Origin of the sequence: Streptomyces sp. NPDC059695 (assembly GCF_042733785.1) — a bacterium.
In the GTDB taxonomy this organism is placed as follows: Bacteria; Actinomycetota; Actinomycetes; order Streptomycetales; family Streptomycetaceae; genus Streptomyces.
In genome coordinates this window covers 31,135-46,966 of the sequence record NZ_JBHWFF010000018.1, presented here as the reverse complement: position 1 = coordinate 46,966, position 15,832 = coordinate 31,135, and the positions used below count along the sequence as shown (strand labels likewise).

General features: G+C 73.7%; 14 protein-coding genes. 10 read left to right on the top strand and 4 right to left on the bottom strand.

Going from position 1 to position 15,832, the window contains the following annotated elements:
* Window positions 1–77 precede the first annotated feature (77 nt).
* Complete coding sequence (locus tag ACFV2S_RS22660) at window positions 78–1,046, bottom strand: hypothetical protein (RefSeq protein WP_385561959.1); 969 nt, start codon at window positions 1,044–1,046, stop codon at window positions 78–80.
* Between the two features lie 257 nt (window positions 1,047–1,303).
* On the opposite strand from ACFV2S_RS22660, the gene ACFV2S_RS22655 reads away from it, so the two are divergent.
* Complete coding sequence (locus ACFV2S_RS22655; RefSeq protein ID WP_385561956.1) at window positions 1,304–2,605, top strand: acyltransferase; 1,302 nt, start codon at window positions 1,304–1,306, stop codon at window positions 2,603–2,605.
* Here ACFV2S_RS22655 and ACFV2S_RS22650 read toward each other — a convergent pair.
* Together ACFV2S_RS22650 and ACFV2S_RS22645 are read right to left on the bottom strand one after the other, a co-directional pair.
* The gene (locus ACFV2S_RS22650; RefSeq protein WP_383799233.1) at window positions 2,595–3,011 is read right to left on the bottom strand and encodes a PIN domain-containing protein; all 417 of its coding nucleotides are present in this window, start codon (window positions 3,009–3,011) and stop codon (window positions 2,595–2,597) included. The two genes, ACFV2S_RS22655 and ACFV2S_RS22650, sit on opposite strands and share 11 nt — an antisense overlap.
* Window positions 3,008–3,280 (bottom strand): CopG family transcriptional regulator, encoded by a 273-nt coding sequence (locus ACFV2S_RS22645; RefSeq protein WP_385561952.1) that lies wholly within the window; start codon window positions 3,278–3,280, stop codon window positions 3,008–3,010. The genes ACFV2S_RS22650 and ACFV2S_RS22645 overlap by 4 nt, the downstream gene beginning before the upstream one ends.
* A gap of 93 nt (window positions 3,281–3,373) precedes the next feature.
* On the opposite strand from ACFV2S_RS22645, the gene ACFV2S_RS22640 reads away from it, so the two are divergent.
* From ACFV2S_RS22640 to ACFV2S_RS22605, 8 genes are all read left to right on the top strand, one after another.
* Window positions 3,374–5,179: an ABC-F family ATP-binding cassette domain-containing protein gene (locus ACFV2S_RS22640; protein ID WP_385561949.1), complete on the top strand. Its 1,806-nt coding sequence runs from the start codon at window positions 3,374–3,376 to the stop codon at window positions 5,177–5,179.
* Between the two features lie 148 nt (window positions 5,180–5,327).
* Window positions 5,328–7,238, top strand: coding sequence for a PQQ-binding-like beta-propeller repeat protein (locus ACFV2S_RS22635; protein WP_385561946.1), 1,911 nt, complete (start codon window positions 5,328–5,330; stop codon window positions 7,236–7,238).
* A gap of 13 nt (window positions 7,239–7,251) precedes the next feature.
* Entirely contained in the window at window positions 7,252–9,141 is a 1,890-nt protein-coding gene (locus tag ACFV2S_RS22630) for a PQQ-binding-like beta-propeller repeat protein (RefSeq protein ID WP_385561943.1), read from the top strand.
* Between the two features lie 140 nt (window positions 9,142–9,281).
* Complete coding sequence (locus tag ACFV2S_RS22625) at window positions 9,282–9,965, top strand: LuxR C-terminal-related transcriptional regulator (protein ID WP_383666552.1); 684 nt, start codon at window positions 9,282–9,284, stop codon at window positions 9,963–9,965.
* Window positions 9,966–10,075: 110 nt separating this feature from the next.
* Complete coding sequence (gene galT / locus ACFV2S_RS22620; RefSeq protein WP_385562253.1) at window positions 10,076–11,119, top strand: galactose-1-phosphate uridylyltransferase; 1,044 nt, start codon at window positions 10,076–10,078, stop codon at window positions 11,117–11,119.
* The gene (gene galE, locus ACFV2S_RS22615) at window positions 11,116–12,105 is read left to right on the top strand and encodes a UDP-glucose 4-epimerase GalE (RefSeq protein ID WP_385561940.1); all 990 of its coding nucleotides are present in this window, start codon (window positions 11,116–11,118) and stop codon (window positions 12,103–12,105) included. The genes galT and galE overlap by 4 nt, the downstream gene beginning before the upstream one ends.
* On the top strand, window positions 12,102–13,241 hold the full coding sequence (gene galK / locus ACFV2S_RS22610) for a galactokinase (RefSeq protein WP_385561937.1): 1,140 nt from the start codon (window positions 12,102–12,104) through the stop codon (window positions 13,239–13,241). Before galE ends, galK begins: the two co-directional genes overlap by 4 nt.
* A gap of 241 nt (window positions 13,242–13,482) precedes the next feature.
* Window positions 13,483–14,253, top strand: a complete 771-nt coding sequence (locus tag ACFV2S_RS22605) for a LuxR C-terminal-related transcriptional regulator (RefSeq protein WP_385561934.1) — start codon at window positions 13,483–13,485, stop codon at window positions 14,251–14,253.
* Here ACFV2S_RS22605 and ACFV2S_RS22600 read toward each other — a convergent pair.
* A complete protein-coding gene (locus ACFV2S_RS22600; protein ID WP_329853265.1) occupies window positions 14,212–14,709 on the bottom strand; it encodes a MarR family transcriptional regulator in 498 nt (165 codons plus the stop codon). The genes ACFV2S_RS22605 and ACFV2S_RS22600 overlap by 42 nt on opposite strands.
* Window positions 14,710–14,872: 163 nt before the next feature.
* Between ACFV2S_RS22600 and ACFV2S_RS22595 the strand changes: the two genes are divergently transcribed.
* Window positions 14,873–15,706, top strand: a complete 834-nt coding sequence (locus tag ACFV2S_RS22595; RefSeq protein ID WP_385561931.1) for a trans-aconitate 2-methyltransferase — start codon at window positions 14,873–14,875, stop codon at window positions 15,704–15,706.
* The last annotated feature ends 126 nt before the right edge of the window (window positions 15,707–15,832 follow it).

The window sequence follows — 15,832 nt, the reverse complement described above, 5'->3', positions numbered from 1 at the left end:
GCAGGGCTCCAGGGCCTGTTCCCGCAGGGCTTCAGGGCCTGTTTCCGCAGGGCTCCAGGGCCTGTTCCCGGAGCTCTCTACAGCTTGTTCCTGGAGATCCGGGCCAGCAGGAGGTTCGGGTCCGGGTTCACGGTGGCGTAGTACGCCGCGCTCGGCACGTAGAGGGTCTTGGCGCGGACCGCGACCGAGGTCGGGTTGGCGAGGCCGTCGGCGGCGGTGAGGACGGTCCTGTGCGTGCCGTCGGCGCGGACGAGCTCCAGCCGGCTGTCCAGGATCAGCGCGGCCAGGGCCGTGTCGCCGTGCCCGGTGAAGGTGAAGTCGTCGATCCCGGTGAGCCCGGTCGCCCGGGTCTCCACCGGGCCGGCCGCCCGGTCCCGCGTGAACGGGATGCGCAGCAGCGTCGAGTGCGCGGAGTTGGACACCCAGACGGCGCCGTCGTGGATCTTGAGGCCGTTGGCGCCGAAGGGGAGCGCGGTGGTCGGCGCCAGGGCCGGTCCGTCGGCCCACACCGCGGGCCCGCCGCCGTGCAGCGGGACGCTCCACACGGCGCCGCGCGCCGAGTCGGCGGCGTACAGCGTGCCGGACTCCTCGTCCAGGGCCAGCCCGTTGGGGAGGGAGTCGGCCGGCAGCTGCGCGATCTGCGCGGGTGCGCCGCCGGGGCGGATCCGCCAGACGCCGGTCCTGGCGGTGCCGGTGGCGTAGTTGACGTACAGGGTGCCGTCGTGGGCGCGCGCGATGCCGGTGACGACGGCCGCGCCGAGGTTCGGGGTCTGCGGGTCGGCGACCGCGGGCAGCGTCGCGAGGACGGTCTTCGCGCCGGCCCTGGTGACGCGGACGACCTGCCGGGCGTACGAGAAGGTCAGGTCGGCCGAGCCGTCGGGTTCCAGGGCGATGTTCTCCGGGGTCTGCCCGGCGGCGGCGTCGAAGTGGGCGACGACGCGGGGGTCGGACACGGTCGGCTCGCCGACCGGGGCGGGCCCGGCGGCGAGGGTGCCGAGGGCGGCGGTGGCGACGGCGACGGCGGCCAGGCGCGGGTGTCTGGGCACGGGTTTCTCCTGGGGTGGTGGATGACCCTCGGGCCGGGGGTGGCCCCCGGGCCGGTGGGCGATGCTGAGGAGAGGCTGTCGGTTCACCGGCCGGGGGGCGGGGCAGCCGGGGCCGGGAGGTCGCCCGCGTGGCCGAGGGCATGGGGCCGGTGGGGGAGCACGGGCCTGCGCCGGACACCCTCGGGGCGGCGTACTCAGCGGCCGGTTGAGTATCCGCGCCCTGACGGACGGCCGTACCGGCGCGGGACCGTGGCCGTATGGGAAGCCGTACGAGAATCAGCGCGCGTGAACTCGCCGCCGCCACTCCGGCGACGCGGGACCGGTACGTCGATCTGCTCCGGGTCGCCTCGCTCGCGGTCGTCGTCCTCGGCCACTGGCTGATGGCGGCCGTCACCGCGGACGGGCAGGTCGGGAACCTGCTCGCGGTCGTTCCGGAACTCCAGGCGGTGACCTGGGTGTTCCAGGTGATGCCGGTGTTCTTCTTCGTCGGCGGCTTCTCGCACGCCCTGGCCCACCGCTCGCGCCCCCGGTACGCGGCCTTCCTGCGGGCCCGGCTCCAGCGGCTGCTGCGGCCGACGATGGTGTTCGTCGGGGTGTGGGGCGCGGCGGCGCTGGTGCTCCAGCTGTCCGGCGCCGACGAGGGGCTCACCGGGGTCGCGCTGCGGCTCGTCGCCCAGCCGCTCTGGTTCATCGGGATCTACCTCGCGATGGTGGCGCTCACGCCGCCGCTGCTGAGGCTCCACGAGCGGTGGGGCTGGGGCGCGTTCGGGGCGCTCGCGGGCGGGGCGGCCGTCGTGGACGTGCTGCGGTTCGCGGCGGACGTGCCCTACGTCGAGTTCCTGAACTTCGCGTGCGTGTGGCTCGCCGTCCACCAGCTCGGTTTCCTCCGGGCCGACGGCATGATCCGCCGCCCGGCCCCGCTCGCCGGGGCGGGGCTCGCCGGCGCGGCCGCGCTCGTGGCCCTCGGGCCGTACCCGCTGTCGATGGTGGGCATGCCCGGCGAGAAGGTGTCGAACATGGCGCCGCCGACCCTCGCGCTGCTCTGCCACGGCCTGTGGCTGGTCGGCGCGGTCGAGCTGCTCAGGGGCCCGGGCGCGCGGCTCGTCGCCCGCGCCGGGGTGTGGCGGGCGGTGGTCGCCGCCAACGGGATCGCGATGACGGCGTTCCTGTGGCACCTGACGGCCATGCTCGGGGTGTACGGGGCGCTGCTCGGCTGCGGCGTGGAGCTCCCGGCTCCTGCCTCGGGCGCCTGGTGGGCGCAGGTCCCGCCGCGGTTCGCGGCGGCGGCCCTGCTCACGGCCCTGCTCGTCGCCGTCTTCCGCCGCTTCGAGGCCCCGGTCCCGGCGGGCCCGGCGCGCGACGGGGGCGACGGGCTCGCGGCCCTCGGGATCGTCCTCGCCCTGTTCGGGGTCCTCGGCCTGTCCCTGACGGGGTTCGCCGGACTGCTCGACGGGCACGCGGCGACCCTGATCGCGGTCCCCGTCACGGCCCCGGCGGCCGTCGGCCTGGCCCTGGCGGGATGGCTGCTGGTGGAGCGGGCGGGGCGGGTCAGACGGTGATGACGGTCGCTCCGCCCGCGCAGAGGGTCATCAGGTCCTCCGGATCCGAGGTCAGCACGGTGACGGGGCCGGGCGCGGCGAGGGCCGTCGCGGCGACCATCGCGTCGATGGCGTACTTGTGCCCGTGCAGCCCGGCCCCGGCGAGCAGGTCGGCCGCGCGTCGGGCGACGGCGTCGGTCACCGGTTCCACGACGAGGCGGGACAGGGTCCATTCCAGGGCGGCCCGGTTGATCCGGGGGTGCATCACCTCCACCAGCGTGGCCGCGCAGGTCACGACGCGCAGGTCGTCCGCGCGGGCGAGAGCGAGCCAGGCAGTGACCTCACGGTCGCGCAGGACGGCCTTGGCGAGTCCCTCGCTGTCGAGGACCAGCGTCCCGCCGGGGACGGCCTCGGGGCGGGGGGTCACGCCGCGCTCGCCTCGCCCGCCGCGCTACGGCCCTGCTCCTCGCGCGCGCGCCGCAGCTGCTCACGCCGGGCCTGGATCTCCTCGTCCGTGACGGCGCCGTGCTCGGCCTCGGCCACCGCGATGAGCTCGTTGAGGTCGTCCCGCTCGATCTGCCGGGCGACGGCCGCGGCGACGTAGGCCGAGAGCCCGGAGGGGCCGCCACGCGCGCGTGCTGCCTCAGCGACATCCCGGGGCATGCTGATCGAGTACTTCTGGGTGGGCTCGCTCATGCTCCTTATGCTACCGCTGATGCCACCCGTGGGGTGAGGAGTGCGCGGCGACGTACCCTAGGACGTCGATCGATCCCCCGTACAGGAGTCAACGTGGCCGTCAACCTGGTCAATGTCGAGGCCGTCAGCAAGGTGTACGGCACCCGTGCCCTGCTCGACGGGGTCTCGCTCGGTGTCTCCGAGGGGGACCGGATCGGGGTCGTCGGGCGCAACGGCGACGGCAAGACCACCCTCATCCGGATGCTCGCCAAGCTGGAGGAGGCCGACACCGGCCGGGTCACCCACAGCGGCGGGCTCCGCCTCGGGGTGCTCACCCAGCACGACTCCCTCGACCCCGGGGCCACCATCCGGCACGAGGTCATCGGCGTCATGGCCGACCACGAGTGGGCGGGCAGCGCCAAGATCCGCGACGTGCTCACCGGGCTCTTCGGCGGGCTCGACCTGGCCGGCTTCGAGAAGGGCCTCGACACCGTCATCGGCCCGCTCTCCGGCGGCGAGCGGCGGCGCATCGCGCTCGCCAAGCTCCTCATCGAGGACCAGGACCTGATCGTCCTCGACGAGCCCACCAACCACCTCGACGTCGAGGGCATCGCCTGGCTCGCCAAGCACCTCCAGGAGCGCCGCTCCGCGCTCGTCTGCGTCACCCACGACCGGTGGTTCCTCGACCAGGTCTGCACCCGCATGTGGGACGTCCAGCGCGGTGACGTGCACGAGTACGAGGGCGGCTACTCCGACTACGTCTTCGCCCGCGCCGAGCGCGAGCGGATCGCCGCCACGGAGGAGGTCAAGCGGCAGAACCTGATGCGCAAGGAGCTGGCCTGGCTGCGGCGCGGCGCCCCCGCCCGCACCTCCAAGCCCCGCTACCGCATCGAGGCCGCGAACGAGCTCATCGCCGACGTGCCGCCGCCGCGCGACACCTCCGAGCTGATGAAGTTCGCCAACGCCCGCCTCGGCAAGACGGTCTTCGACCTGGAGGACGTGTCCGTCACCGCCGGCCCCAAGGAGCTGCTCAAGCACCTCACCTGGCAGCTCGGCCCCGGCGACCGCATCGGCCTCGTCGGCGTCAACGGCGCGGGCAAGACCTCACTCCTGCGGGCGCTCGCCGAAGCGGCCGTCAGCCAGGGCGAGAAGCAGCCCGCCGCCGGGCGGATCGTCGTCGGCAAGACCGTCCGGCTCGCCTACCTCTCGCAGGACGTCACCGAACTCCCCGCCACGCTGCGCGTCCTGGAGGCCGTGCAGCAGATCCGCGACCGCGTCGACCTCGGCAAGGGCCGCGAGATGACCGCCGGTCAGCTCTGCGAGCAGTTCGGGTTCAGCAAGGAGAAGCAGTGGACGCCCGTCGGCGACCTCTCCGGCGGTGAGCGCCGCCGCCTCCAGCTGCTGCGCCTGCTGATGGACGAGCCGAACGTCCTCTTCCTCGACGAGCCCACCAACGACCTCGACATCGAGACCCTGACCCAGCTGGAGGACCTCCTCGACGGCTGGCCGGGCTCCATGGTCGTCATCTCCCACGACCGGTTCTTCATCGAGCGCACCACGGACCGGACGTTCGCCCTGCTCGGCGACCAGACCCTGCGGATGCTGCCGCGCGGCATCGACGAGTACCTGGAGCGGCGCCAGAGGATGACCGAGGCCTCGGTCCCGGCGCCCGCCGCCGCGCCCGCGCAGCAGAAGCCGGGCGTGTCCGCCGCCGACGCCCGCGCGGCCAAGAAGGAGCTGCAGAAGGTCGAGCGGCAGCTCGACAAGCTCTCCGACAAGGAGACGAAGCTGCACGCGCAGATCGCCGACAACGCCACGGACTTCGAGAAGGTGGCGAAGCTCGACGCGGAGCTGCGCGCGCTCGCCGGGGAGCGCGAGGAGCTGGAGATGCGGTGGCTGGAGCTGGCCGAGGACGCCTAGGGGGTGTCGTGTCGATCGGGCCGACCGAGCGCATAACGAGGGCATCACAGGCCGGTCCTCCCTTGGGTACAAGGGGTGGACCGGTCGCTTTTGCGCCATCGCGTGAGTGGTAGAAAGAAAACCCGTTCACGTCAAGGGGGAAACGCTGATGACCCAGCCGCCCAGCAACCAGCCGCCGGGGGGCTTCGGAGCCCCCCAGGACCCGGACCAGCCCCCGAGCCAGGCCCCGCACCCGGGCTTCGGCAAGGGCCCGGACGTGCCGCCGGTGCCGCCGCAGGCGCCGCCCGTCCCGCCGCAGGCGCCCGCCGCGCCGCCCGCGCCGCAGTCCCCGCCGCCCGCCGCGCCGGGACCGTACGGCCAGGCGCCGCAGCCCGGTTACGGCTATCCGCAGCAGCCGGGCCAGCAGCCGGGCCAGCCCGGTCAGGCCCCGCAGCCGGGGCCGTACGGCCAGCCCGGCCCGTACGGGCAGCCCGCGCCGCAGCCCTACGGCTACCCGCAGCAGGGCCAGGCGCCGCAGCCCGGCCCGTACGGCCAGCAGCAGAACCCCTACGGCGGCTACCCCACCCAGCCCATGTACCAGGGCGCCCCCACCCCGCCCCAGGCGCCCGGTGGCGGAGGCCCGTTCAAGGGCCGGACCGGTGTCGTCGCCGGTGTGGCCGCCGCCGCCGTCCTGGTCGCCGCCGTCACGACCTGGGCCGTCGTCGGCGGGGACGACGACAAGGACCCGGTCGCCCAGCCCACGGCCACCGCCACCTCCTCCGCCGCCCCGAAGCCCACCGCGTCGGTGGACGAGGGCGACGGCTCGGGCGACGGGGACAAGGGCGAGGACGACCTCAACGCGGGCCGCCAGGCCGGCGAGGCGAAGGTGAACTGGCTGCTCAAGAACACCGTCGACCTGCCCCGCAACGGCTCCGACGTCTTCGGTCCGTGGATCGTCGGCGACACCGTCGTCAAGGCCATGTACAAGGGCGTCGACGGCTACGGCCTCGCCGACGGCAAGCCCAAGTGGCACGTCGACCTGCCGTTCGAGCTGTGCGCGGTCCCGCCGGCGCCCGCCGCCGACGGCTCCATGGTCTTCGGCTATGCCGAGAGCGCCAAGGACGGCGCCAAGTGCACCCAGCTCCAGAAGGTCGACCTCAAGACGGGCAAGGCCGGCTGGAAGAAGGCCGTCCCGAAGGCCACGGGCCTCTTCGCCTTCTCCGACAACACCCTGGCCATCAGCGGCAACACGGTCACCGCGGCCGGTTCCAGCAGCGCGTACGGCTTCTCGCTCGCCGACGGCCACCAGCTCTTCAAGGGCGCCGACACCGGCTGCAAGCCCTTCGCCTACGCGGGCGGCAGCAAGCTGATCGCCGCCATGGACTGCCCCTCGGGCAGCACGGGCAAGAAGATCCAGGCGGTCGGCCAGGTCGACCCCAACACCGGCAAGCCGAAGTTCACCTTCCAGCTGGAGGCGAACTGGGAGGTCGACAAGGTCTACTCGGTCGACCCGCTGGTCGTCTCCGCCACCCAGCGCGACCAGAAGAAGTGGACCATCTTCGCGCTCGACGCCAACGGCAGGCTCCGCTCCACGATCCAGGGCGGCAGCGACAAGTTCGCGCCCTCCTGCGGCGGCAGCTTCGTCATCTTCGGCAAGAACCTCCAGGGCTGCACGGGTGTCGCCGCCGACGCGAACACCTTCTACATGGCCACCGACACCGGTTACGGCAAGGCCAACGAGGTCGTCGCCTTCGACCTCGCGACCGGCAAGGCCAAGTGGCGGTCCAAGGCCCCCGGCGACCAGTCGATGATGCCGCTGCGGATGGACGGCGGGCAGGTGCTGGTGTACGTGGACCCGTCGTACGACAAGGGCGGCGCCGTCGCCACCATCGCCCCGACCGGCGGCGCGCCGAAGGTCCTGCTCCAGCACCCGGCGTCGACCGCCCAGATCGAGAGCGGCTTCTACAGCGCGGACTACGCCTACGGCAGCGGCACCTTCGTGGTGGCGGCGGGACGTGTGTCGGCGTCCAACGACAAGGAAGAGATGCAGGTCAAGACCATGATGGCCTTCAGCAAGTGAGGTACACGGACCGATGACGCAGCCACCCCCGCCGCCGCCGAACCAACCTCCGGATCCACAGGGCGGCTTCGGCGCCCCGACGCCGCCGCAGCAGCAGCCGGAGCCGGGCTACGGCTACCCGCAGCAGCCGCCGGCCCAGCCGGACCCCGGTTACGGCTACCCGCAGCAGCCGCCGGCCCAGCCGGACCCCGGCTACGGCTACCCGCAGCAGCCCCCGGCCCAGCCCGGTCAGGGCTACGGCCAGCCGCCGCAGCAGCCGTACGGCCATCCCGCCGCGCCGCAGCAGCCGCAGCAGCCGTACGGCTATCCCACCGCGCCCCAGCAGCCGGCGCAGTCTCCGTACGGCTACCCGACCCAGCCGCAGCAGCCCCAGTACGGCGGCTACCAGCAGCCCGTCGCCGCCCCTCCGGCCACGGGCGGCAGGAAGCTGTCGGCCCAGCTCCAGATCGTCATCGCGGCGGTCGTCGCCGTCGTCCTGATCGTCGGCGTCGGCATCTGGTACGCCAACTCCGGCGGCGACGACGGGGGCAAGGAGGCCAAGGGCTCGGGCGGCACCTCGCAGGGCTCCGCGACGGGCGGCGGCGACACCGGCGGCAACGGCCTGGGCGGCGGCGGCAAGGAGAAGGCGCCGGCCGACACCAAGGCGAAGATGGCCTTCCAGGTCCCCGTGCCGAAGGTCGCGGACGTCACCGACGTGTCCGGCTCCTGGATCACCGACAAGGCGTTCGTGAAGCCGGGCGTGAACTCGATGGTGGGCTACGACCTGGACAAGGGCACCGTCCTGTGGACGCTGCCGCTGACCGGCCAGGTCTGCGGCGCCTCGCGCCACGTCACCGCGGACAACAAGGTGCCGATCCTCTTCGAGGCCACCAAGCGCGTCGCGCCGCGCTACTACCAGCCGTGCACCGAGGTCGGCGTGGTCGACCTGAACACCGGGAAGCTGCTCTGGTCCACCTCGGTCACCGGCGGCTCGGCCGGCGACCAGAAGGCCCGGTTCAGCGAGGTCACGCTCAGCGGGGCGACGGTCGCGGCCGGCGGCACCGACGGCGGCGCCGCCTTCGACCTCGCCAACGGCAACCCGCGCTGGAAGCCGCAGGCCAACGACCAGAACTGCTACGACATGGGCTACGGCGGCGGCGAGGGCCTCGTCGCGGTCCGCAAGTGCGGCTCGTACGACAGCCCGAGCGTCCTGATCCAGAACCTCAACCCGACGACGGGCGCGCCGCTCTCGCAGTTCAAGATGCCGGCCGGCGCGAAGTACGCCTCGGTCGTCTCCACCAAGCCGCTGGTCGTCGCGGCCGACGTCGGCGAGACCGCCGGTGACGGCAGCGGCATCTCGGACTTCTTCTCCATCGACGAGAAGACCGGGAAGCTGAAGGCGAAGATCACGGCGGACGCGGACCAGTACGCGGGCCGCTGCCGGGCGACCGAGGTCGAGTCCTGCACCCAGGTCCTCGTCGGCAACGGCCGGCTGTACGTGCCGACCGAGGAGCACGAGGGCAGCACCGGCGAGTACGGCGACGAGACCAACGAGATCATCGCCTTCGACCTGACCACCGGGCGCACCGTGCCGGAGAAGGCCGACGCCGGGGACAAGTTCACCTTCGTCCCGCTGCGGATGGACGGCGGCAACCTCATCGTCTACAAGGCCCCGCCCTACGACCAGGGCGGCCGGATCGTCTCGGTCGACGGCGGCACGATGAAGGAGACGCTCCTCCTGGAGAACCCGGCGGACAAGACGATCCACAGCGCCGAGAGCAGCTTCAGCCTGAACGGTGCCGAACTCCTCTACCGCGACGGCCGGTTCTTCCTCTCGAAGACGCTGGTCAGCAAGCCCCGGGAGAACGCCTCTCCCAACGACATCAAGGAGTACCTGCTGGTCTCCTTCTCCGCCGGGCACTGACGACCCGGCACGCGCGCGTGGGCCCCTCCGGTGATCCGGAGGGGCCCACGCGCATGTCGGCGGCCGGGGCGGGGGAGCGTGTAGCTTGCCGGGTCAGGCCGACGGGGCGTCCGGACGGCCAGGAGGAGGGGATGACCTCGATGGGCGTACGCCTCGTGGTGGTGGACGACCACCGCCTGCTCGCGGAGGCGCTCGCCTCGGCGCTGAAGCTGCGCGGGCACCGGGTGCTCGCGGCGGCCGCGCCGGTGGCGGGGGCCGCGGAGCTGGTCGTGGGCCGGGCGCCGGAGGTCTGCCTGGTGGGCACGGCGACGCCGGACGCGCCGGGGACCTTCGACCCGGTCGTACGGATCAAGCGGGAGCGGCCGCAGGTGGCCGTGGTGGTGCTCGGACCGGTGCCGTCGCCCCGCGGGATCGCGGCGGCGTTCGCGGCCGGGGCCTCGGGATACGTGCGCCACGACGAGCGCATCGAGGGCGTCGAGCGCGCCCTGGTGAAGGCGCGGGCGGGGGAGGCGGCGGTGGCGCCGCAGCTGCTCCAGGGGGCCTTCGCGGAGCTGCTCCATCCCTCGGCGCAGCCGGACGACGAGGCGCAGCGCCTGCTCCGGCTGCTGACCCACCGGGAGGTGGAGGTCCTGGTGCGGGTCGCGGAGGGCGAGGACACGCGGCTCATCGCGGCCGGGATGGGGATCGCGCCGAGCACGGCGCGGACGCACGTGCAGCGGGTCCTGATGAAGCTGGGGGTCGGTTCGCGCCTGGAGGCGGCGGCGCTCGCGGCCCGTACGGGGCTGCTGGACCGGGCGGTGCCGGGGCAGCGCGGCTCCTTCTGAGGTGTCTTCCGGGGCCCCCGGGTGCGGGGGCCGGGTCCACCATTGACGGGGATGTTTGAATGTGATTCTTTGTGCGTGGTTCTGTTTGGTTCGCCCTGGAGGGCACCCCCGTGAAGAAGACCGTCACCACGCTCGCCGACGGGCGCGAGTTGATCTACTACGACACGCGCGACGACGCCGTCCGCACCGCCGTCGACCCGCGCCCCCTCACCCCCGTCGACTCCCGCTCCGAGATCCGGTACGACGAGCTCACCGGCGACCGGGTCGCCGTCGCCTCGCACCGGCAGAGCCGCACCTACCTCCCGCCGGCGGACGCCTGCCCGCTCTGCCCCGCCAGGGAGGGACACGAGAGCGAGATCCCCGACGAGGGCTACGAGGTGGTGGTCTTCGAGAACCGCTTCCCCTCGCTCTCCGGCGGTGTCGGCCGCTGCGAGGTCGTCTGCTTCACCGACGACCACACGGACTCCTTCGCCGACCTCACCGAGGAGCGCGCCGCGCTCGTCCTCGACGCCTGGACCGACCGGACCGCCGCACTCGCCGCCCTGCCCGGTGTCGAGCAGGTCTACTGCTTCGAGAACCGCGGCGCGGAGATCGGCGTCACCCTGCCCCACGCCCACGGCCAGATCTACGCCTTCCCGTACGTCACGCCCCGGACCGCCGCCATGCGCCGCCGCGCGGACGAGCACCGCGCGGCGACCGGACGGAACCTCTTCGACGACGTCGTCGCCCGCGAGCGGGCGGACGGCGAGCGGGTGGTCCTGGAGACCGAGCACTGGATCGCCTTCGTCCCGTACGCCGCCCACTGGCCGTACGAGGTGCACCTCCACCCCAGGCGCCGGGTGCCCGACCTGCTCGCCCTCGACGCGGCGGAGCGCACAGAGTGCGCACAGGTCTATCTGGAACTCTTGAGGCGCTTCGACCGGATCTTCGGCCCGGACGAGCCGCCGACGCCCTACATCGCCGCCTGGCACCAGGCGCCGTTCACGGACGAGCGGCGCGAGGACTTCGGACTGCACCTGGAGCTCTTCACCGTCCGGCGGGCCCCGGGCAAGCTGAAGTTCCTCGCGGGCACGGAGTCCGGCATGGGCGCGTTCATGAACGACGTACGGCCGGAGGACGCGGCCCGGCGCATCCGAGAGGTGGCAGGCGCATGACGCGGAAGTATCTGGTGACGGGCGGGGCGGGCTACGTGGGAAGCGTGGTCGCCGCCCACCTCCTGGAGCGGGGCCACCGGGTCACCGTCCTCGACGACCTCTCCACCGGCTTCGCCGAAGCCGTCCCCGAGGGCGCCGAGTTCATCGAGGGGCGGGTCCAGGACGCCGCGCGGTGGCTGGACGACGGCTACGACGGTGTCCTGCACTTCGCCGCCTTCTCCCAGGTCGGCGAGTCGGTCGCGCGACCGGAGAAGTACTGGGAGAACAACGCCGGCGGCACCATGGCCCTGCTCGCCGCGATGCGTGCCGCCGGGGTCCGCAGGCTGGTCTTCTCGTCCACCGCCGCCACCTACGGCGAGCCGGAGACCGTGCCGATCACCGAGACCGCGCCGACCGCCCCCACCAGCCCGTACGGGGCGAGCAAGCTGGCCGTCGACCACATGATCGGCGGGGAGTGCGCCGCGCACGGCCTGGCCGCCGTCTCGCTGCGCTACTTCAACGTCGCCGGGGCGTACGGCCCGCTCGGCGAGCGCCACGCGCCCGAGTCCCACCTGATCCCGCTCGTCCTCCAGGTCGCCCTGGGCCGGCGCGAGGCGATCTCCGTGTACGGCGAGGACTACCCCACCCCGGACGGCACCTGCGTCCGCGACTACATCCACGTCGCCGACCTCGCCGAGGCCCACCTGCTGGCCCTCGACGCGATGACCGGCGGCGCCGTGCCGGCCGGGGAGCACCTGATCTGCAACCTCGGCAACGGCAACGGCTTCTCCGTCCGCGAGGTCGTCGAGACCGTCCGCAAGGTCACCGGCCACCCGATCCCCGAGATCACCGCCCCGCGCCGCCCCGGCGACCCCGCCGTCCTGGTCGCCTCCGCCGACGCCGCCCGCGAGCGACTCGGCTGGATCCCGTCCCGCCCGGACCTGGCCGACGTCGTCGCCGACGCCTGGGACTTCGCGCGGGCCCGGCACGAGGGAGACCGCGCATGAGCGTCGCCGTCGGCTTCGAGGCGCTGTACGGCGCCGCCCCCGACGGTGTCTGGGCCGCCCCCGGCCGGGTCAACCTCATCGGGGAGTACACCGACTTCAACGACGGCTTCGTGCTGCCGCTCGCCCTGCCGCACACGGCCGTCGCCGCCGTCTCCCGCCGCGACGACGGCGTCCTGCGGCTGCACTCCGCCGACATCGGCGGCGGCGTCGTCCAGCTCTCCGCCGACGCCCTGGAGCCGCTCTCCGGCGGCGGCTGGGCCGCCTATCCGGCCGGTGTCGTCTGGGCGCTGCGGGAGGCCGGGCACCCGGTCACCGGCGCCGACGTCCACCTCGCCTCGACCGTGCCGACCGGCGCCGGGCTGTCCTCGTCGGCGGCCCTGGAGGTCGTCACGGCGCTCGCCCTGAACGACCTGTTCGGGCTCGGGCTCTCCCGCCCCGAGCTCGCCCGGATCGCCCAGCGCGCCGAGAACGCCTTCGTCGGCGTGCCCTGCGGCGTCATGGACCAGATGGCGTCCGCGTGCGCGGAGGAGGGGCACGCCCTCCATCTGGACACCCGGGACCTCTCGTACCGTCAGGTCCCCTTCGACCTGGCGCGCGAGGGGCTGCGGCTGCTCGTCGTGGACACCCGGGTGAAGCACGCGCTCGGAGACGGCGCGTACGCCGAGCGGCGCGCCGGGTGCGAAGCGGGTGCGCGGGCGCTCGGTGTCCGCACCCTGCGCGAGGTGAGCGCCGCGCATCTGCCCGAATCGCTCGCACGGCTGAGCGACGAGACGATCCTGCGGTACGTGCGGCACGTCGTCTCGGACAACGCCCGGGTGGAGCGGACCATCGCGCTGCTCGACGCCGGCGACACCCGGGCCGTCGGCCCGGTCCTCACCGAGGGGCACGCCTCCCTCCGGGACGACCTCCGGGTCTCCTGCCCGGAGCTGGACCTCGTCGTCGAGGCGGCGAACGCGGCCGGGGCGCTCGGCGCCCGGATGACCGGTGGCGGCTTCGGCGGCTCGGCCGTCGTCCTCGTCGAGGCGGAGCGGGCGGAGGCGGTGTCCGCCGCCGTGGAGAAGGCCTTCGCCGGGGCCGGGTACGCCGCCCCGGGGATCTTCCCGGCCGTCCCGTCGGCGGGAGCGCGCCGCCTCTGAACCGCGGCACGGACCCGCACCGCTTCGGACAGTTCCGCGAATCGGCCCCCACCGCGGCGCCCCGCCCCTACTCTGAGGGGCAGCGCCGGTGGGGGCCGGTGCCGTTCAGGGGGCGAGACCCGTCGGGTACGGCGCCAGGAGCCGGGGTAGCAGTCAACGCACGGCGGCGGCCGTGCCGTCGGCGGACCCGCTTCCGGCGCCGTATCCGCGTCGGCCCGTTCCTCGACACTTGGGAGTGTCCGTGGCACGCATCCGCGTCCTGGTCGTGGACGACCACCGCATCTTCGCCGAATCGCTGGCCGCCGCCCTCGCGGCGGAGCCCGACGTCGACGTCGCCGCCGCAGGCAGCGGCCCGGCGGCCCTGCGCTGCCTGGAGCGCGGTGCGGCGGAGGGCCGCCGGTTCGACGTGCTGCTCGTCGACGCCGAGCTGGGCGCGGGGCCCCCGGGACAGGCCGCGGCGCGCCCGGTGCCCGACGACGCCGAGGGTGCCGTGGACGGGATCTCGCTGGTCACGGGCGTGCGGCGGGCGCAGCCCGCGCTCCGTACGGTCGTCCTCGCGGAGAAGGACGACCCGCGCAGGGCCGCGCTCGCGCTCCAGGCCGGGGCCTCCGGCTGGGTCGCGAAGGACTGCTCGCTCCAGCGGCTGCTCGCGGTGGTGCGGGGCGTGCTGCGGGACGAGACGCACCTGCCGCCCGCGCTGCTCACGGGCGTCCTGCGGGAGCTGACGGAGGTCCGCAGGCACCGGACGGACAGCGAGCGGCTCGTGGAGTCGCTGACCCCGCGCGAGCGGGAGGTGCTGCGCTGCATGGTCGCCGGCCTGGGCCGCAAGGCGGTCGCCGAGCGGCTCTTCCTGTCCCCGCACACGGTCCGGACGCACATGCAGAACGTGCTGGGGAAGCTGGGCGTGCACTCGACGCTGGCGGCGGTGGCGCTGGCGCGCCGGGCGGGCGTGGGCCCCGCGGAGCCGGTGCTACCCGGGGATGTTGTCGAACGGGGCGGTCAGCCGGCGTAGCAGCGCGGCCAGTTCGCCGCGCTGGCCGCGGGAGAGCTGGGCCAGGATGGCGCGCTCCTGGGCGAGGAGGCCGGCGAGCGCCTCGTCGGCCCGGTCGCGGCCCTCGGGGGTGAGCCGGACCAGGACCCCGCGCCGGTCGCTGGGGTCGGGGAGCCGCTCGACGAGGCCCTTCTTGGTGAGCCGGTCGATGCGGTTGGTCATGGTGCCCGAGGTGACCAGGGTCTGGGTGAGGAGCTGGCCGGGGGAGAGCTGGTACGGCGCTCCGGCGCGGCGCAGGGAGGTGAGCACGTCGAACTCCCACGGCTCCAGCTGGTGCTCGGAGAAGGCGAGCCGACGGGCGCGGTCGAGGTGGCGGGCGAGCCGCGAGACGCGGCTGAGCACCTCGAGTGGTTCCACGTCGAGGTCGGGGCGCTCGCGGCGCCATGCTGCGACCAGTCGGTCGACCTCGTCCTCCATGACGATCAGTGTAGAGGGTCTGTTGACATAAAGTCTCTTGTGTTCGAGTTTCTCGAAGTCGAGTATCTTGGAGTCAAGATATATTTCCCTGGATCGCGGGGAAGGGACCCCGCCGGAACGCCGTTCCGCTTCGGCAACTCGTGCCAGCAAGGGGGCTTCGAACATGCATTCCGCACACTCCGCCGCACCGACCTGGGATCCACACCAGTACCTCCGTCACTCCGGCCACCGCACCCGCCCGTTCCTCGACCTGCTCGCCCGAATACCCCAGCTGCCGACCCAGGGAGCGCCCGCCCGCATCGCCGACCTCGGCTGCGGCCCCGGCAACGTGACGGTCCTCCTCGCCGACCGGTGGACCGACGCGCACATCACCGGGTTCGACCTCTCCTCCGAGATGCTGGAGCACGCGGAGAAGGACTGGGCGGGCACCACCCGGGGCGGCGGCTGGATCGACTTCCGGCGCGCCGACGCCGCCCACTGGACCCCCGGCGAGCCGTACGACCTGATCGTCTCCAACGCCGCCCTCCAGTGGGTGCCCAACCATCCCGAGTCCTTCGCCGCCTGGATCGGGGGACTCCGGCCCGGCGGCACCCTGGCCTTCCAGGTCCCGGGCAACTTCACGTCGCCCAGCCACGCCCTGCTCGGCGAGCTCTGCGAGACGCCCGAGTGGCGGGCCCGCCTCGGCGACCAGGGCCGCCGCTTCGTCCACGTCCTCGACACCGCCGACTACCTCGCCCGCCTCGCCGACCTCGGCTGCGAGACGGACGTCTGGGAGACCACGTACTGCCAGCTCCTCCAGGGCGAGGACCCCGTCCTCGACTGGGTCAAGGGCACCGCGCTGCGGCCCGTCCTCACCGCCCTGGGCGAGGACCGGGAGGCGGTCGACGCCTTCCTCGCCGCCTACCGGGCGCTGCTGCGCGAGGCCTACCCGCCCGGCCGCCACGGCACGGTCTTCCCCTTCCGCCGCATCTTCGCCGTCGCCCGCAAGAAGGCCTGACGGCGGTGGACGCACGGGCGCGCCCGACCCGCCAGCCGGGGGGGGGGGGGCGCGGGAACCGCGTGCCGAGGGGGGGGGGGGCGGCCGAGCCGCCCGTGTAACCGCCGGTTTAACACGGGAAAGGAC

Coding starts and splice junctions, on each gene's coding strand:
- ACFV2S_RS22655 (WP_385561956.1), top strand. CDS start 1,304: ATGGGAAGCCGTACGAGAATCAGCGCGCGTGAACTCGCCGCCGCCACT.
- ACFV2S_RS22645 (WP_385561952.1), bottom strand. CDS start 3,280: ATGAGCGAGCCCACCCAGAAGTACTCGATCAGCATGCCCCGGGATGTC.
- ACFV2S_RS22635 (WP_385561946.1), top strand. CDS start 5,328: ATGACCCAGCCGCCCAGCAACCAGCCGCCGGGGGGCTTCGGAGCCCCC.
- ACFV2S_RS22630 (WP_385561943.1), top strand. CDS start 7,252: ATGACGCAGCCACCCCCGCCGCCGCCGAACCAACCTCCGGATCCACAG.
- ACFV2S_RS22625 (WP_383666552.1), top strand. CDS start 9,282: ATGGGCGTACGCCTCGTGGTGGTGGACGACCACCGCCTGCTCGCGGAG.
- galE (WP_385561940.1), top strand. CDS start 11,116: ATGACGCGGAAGTATCTGGTGACGGGCGGGGCGGGCTACGTGGGAAGC.
- galK (WP_385561937.1), top strand. CDS start 12,102: ATGAGCGTCGCCGTCGGCTTCGAGGCGCTGTACGGCGCCGCCCCCGAC.
- ACFV2S_RS22600 (WP_329853265.1), bottom strand. CDS start 14,709: ATGGAGGACGAGGTCGACCGACTGGTCGCAGCATGGCGCCGCGAGCGC.
- ACFV2S_RS22595 (WP_385561931.1), top strand. CDS start 14,873: ATGCATTCCGCACACTCCGCCGCACCGACCTGGGATCCACACCAGTAC.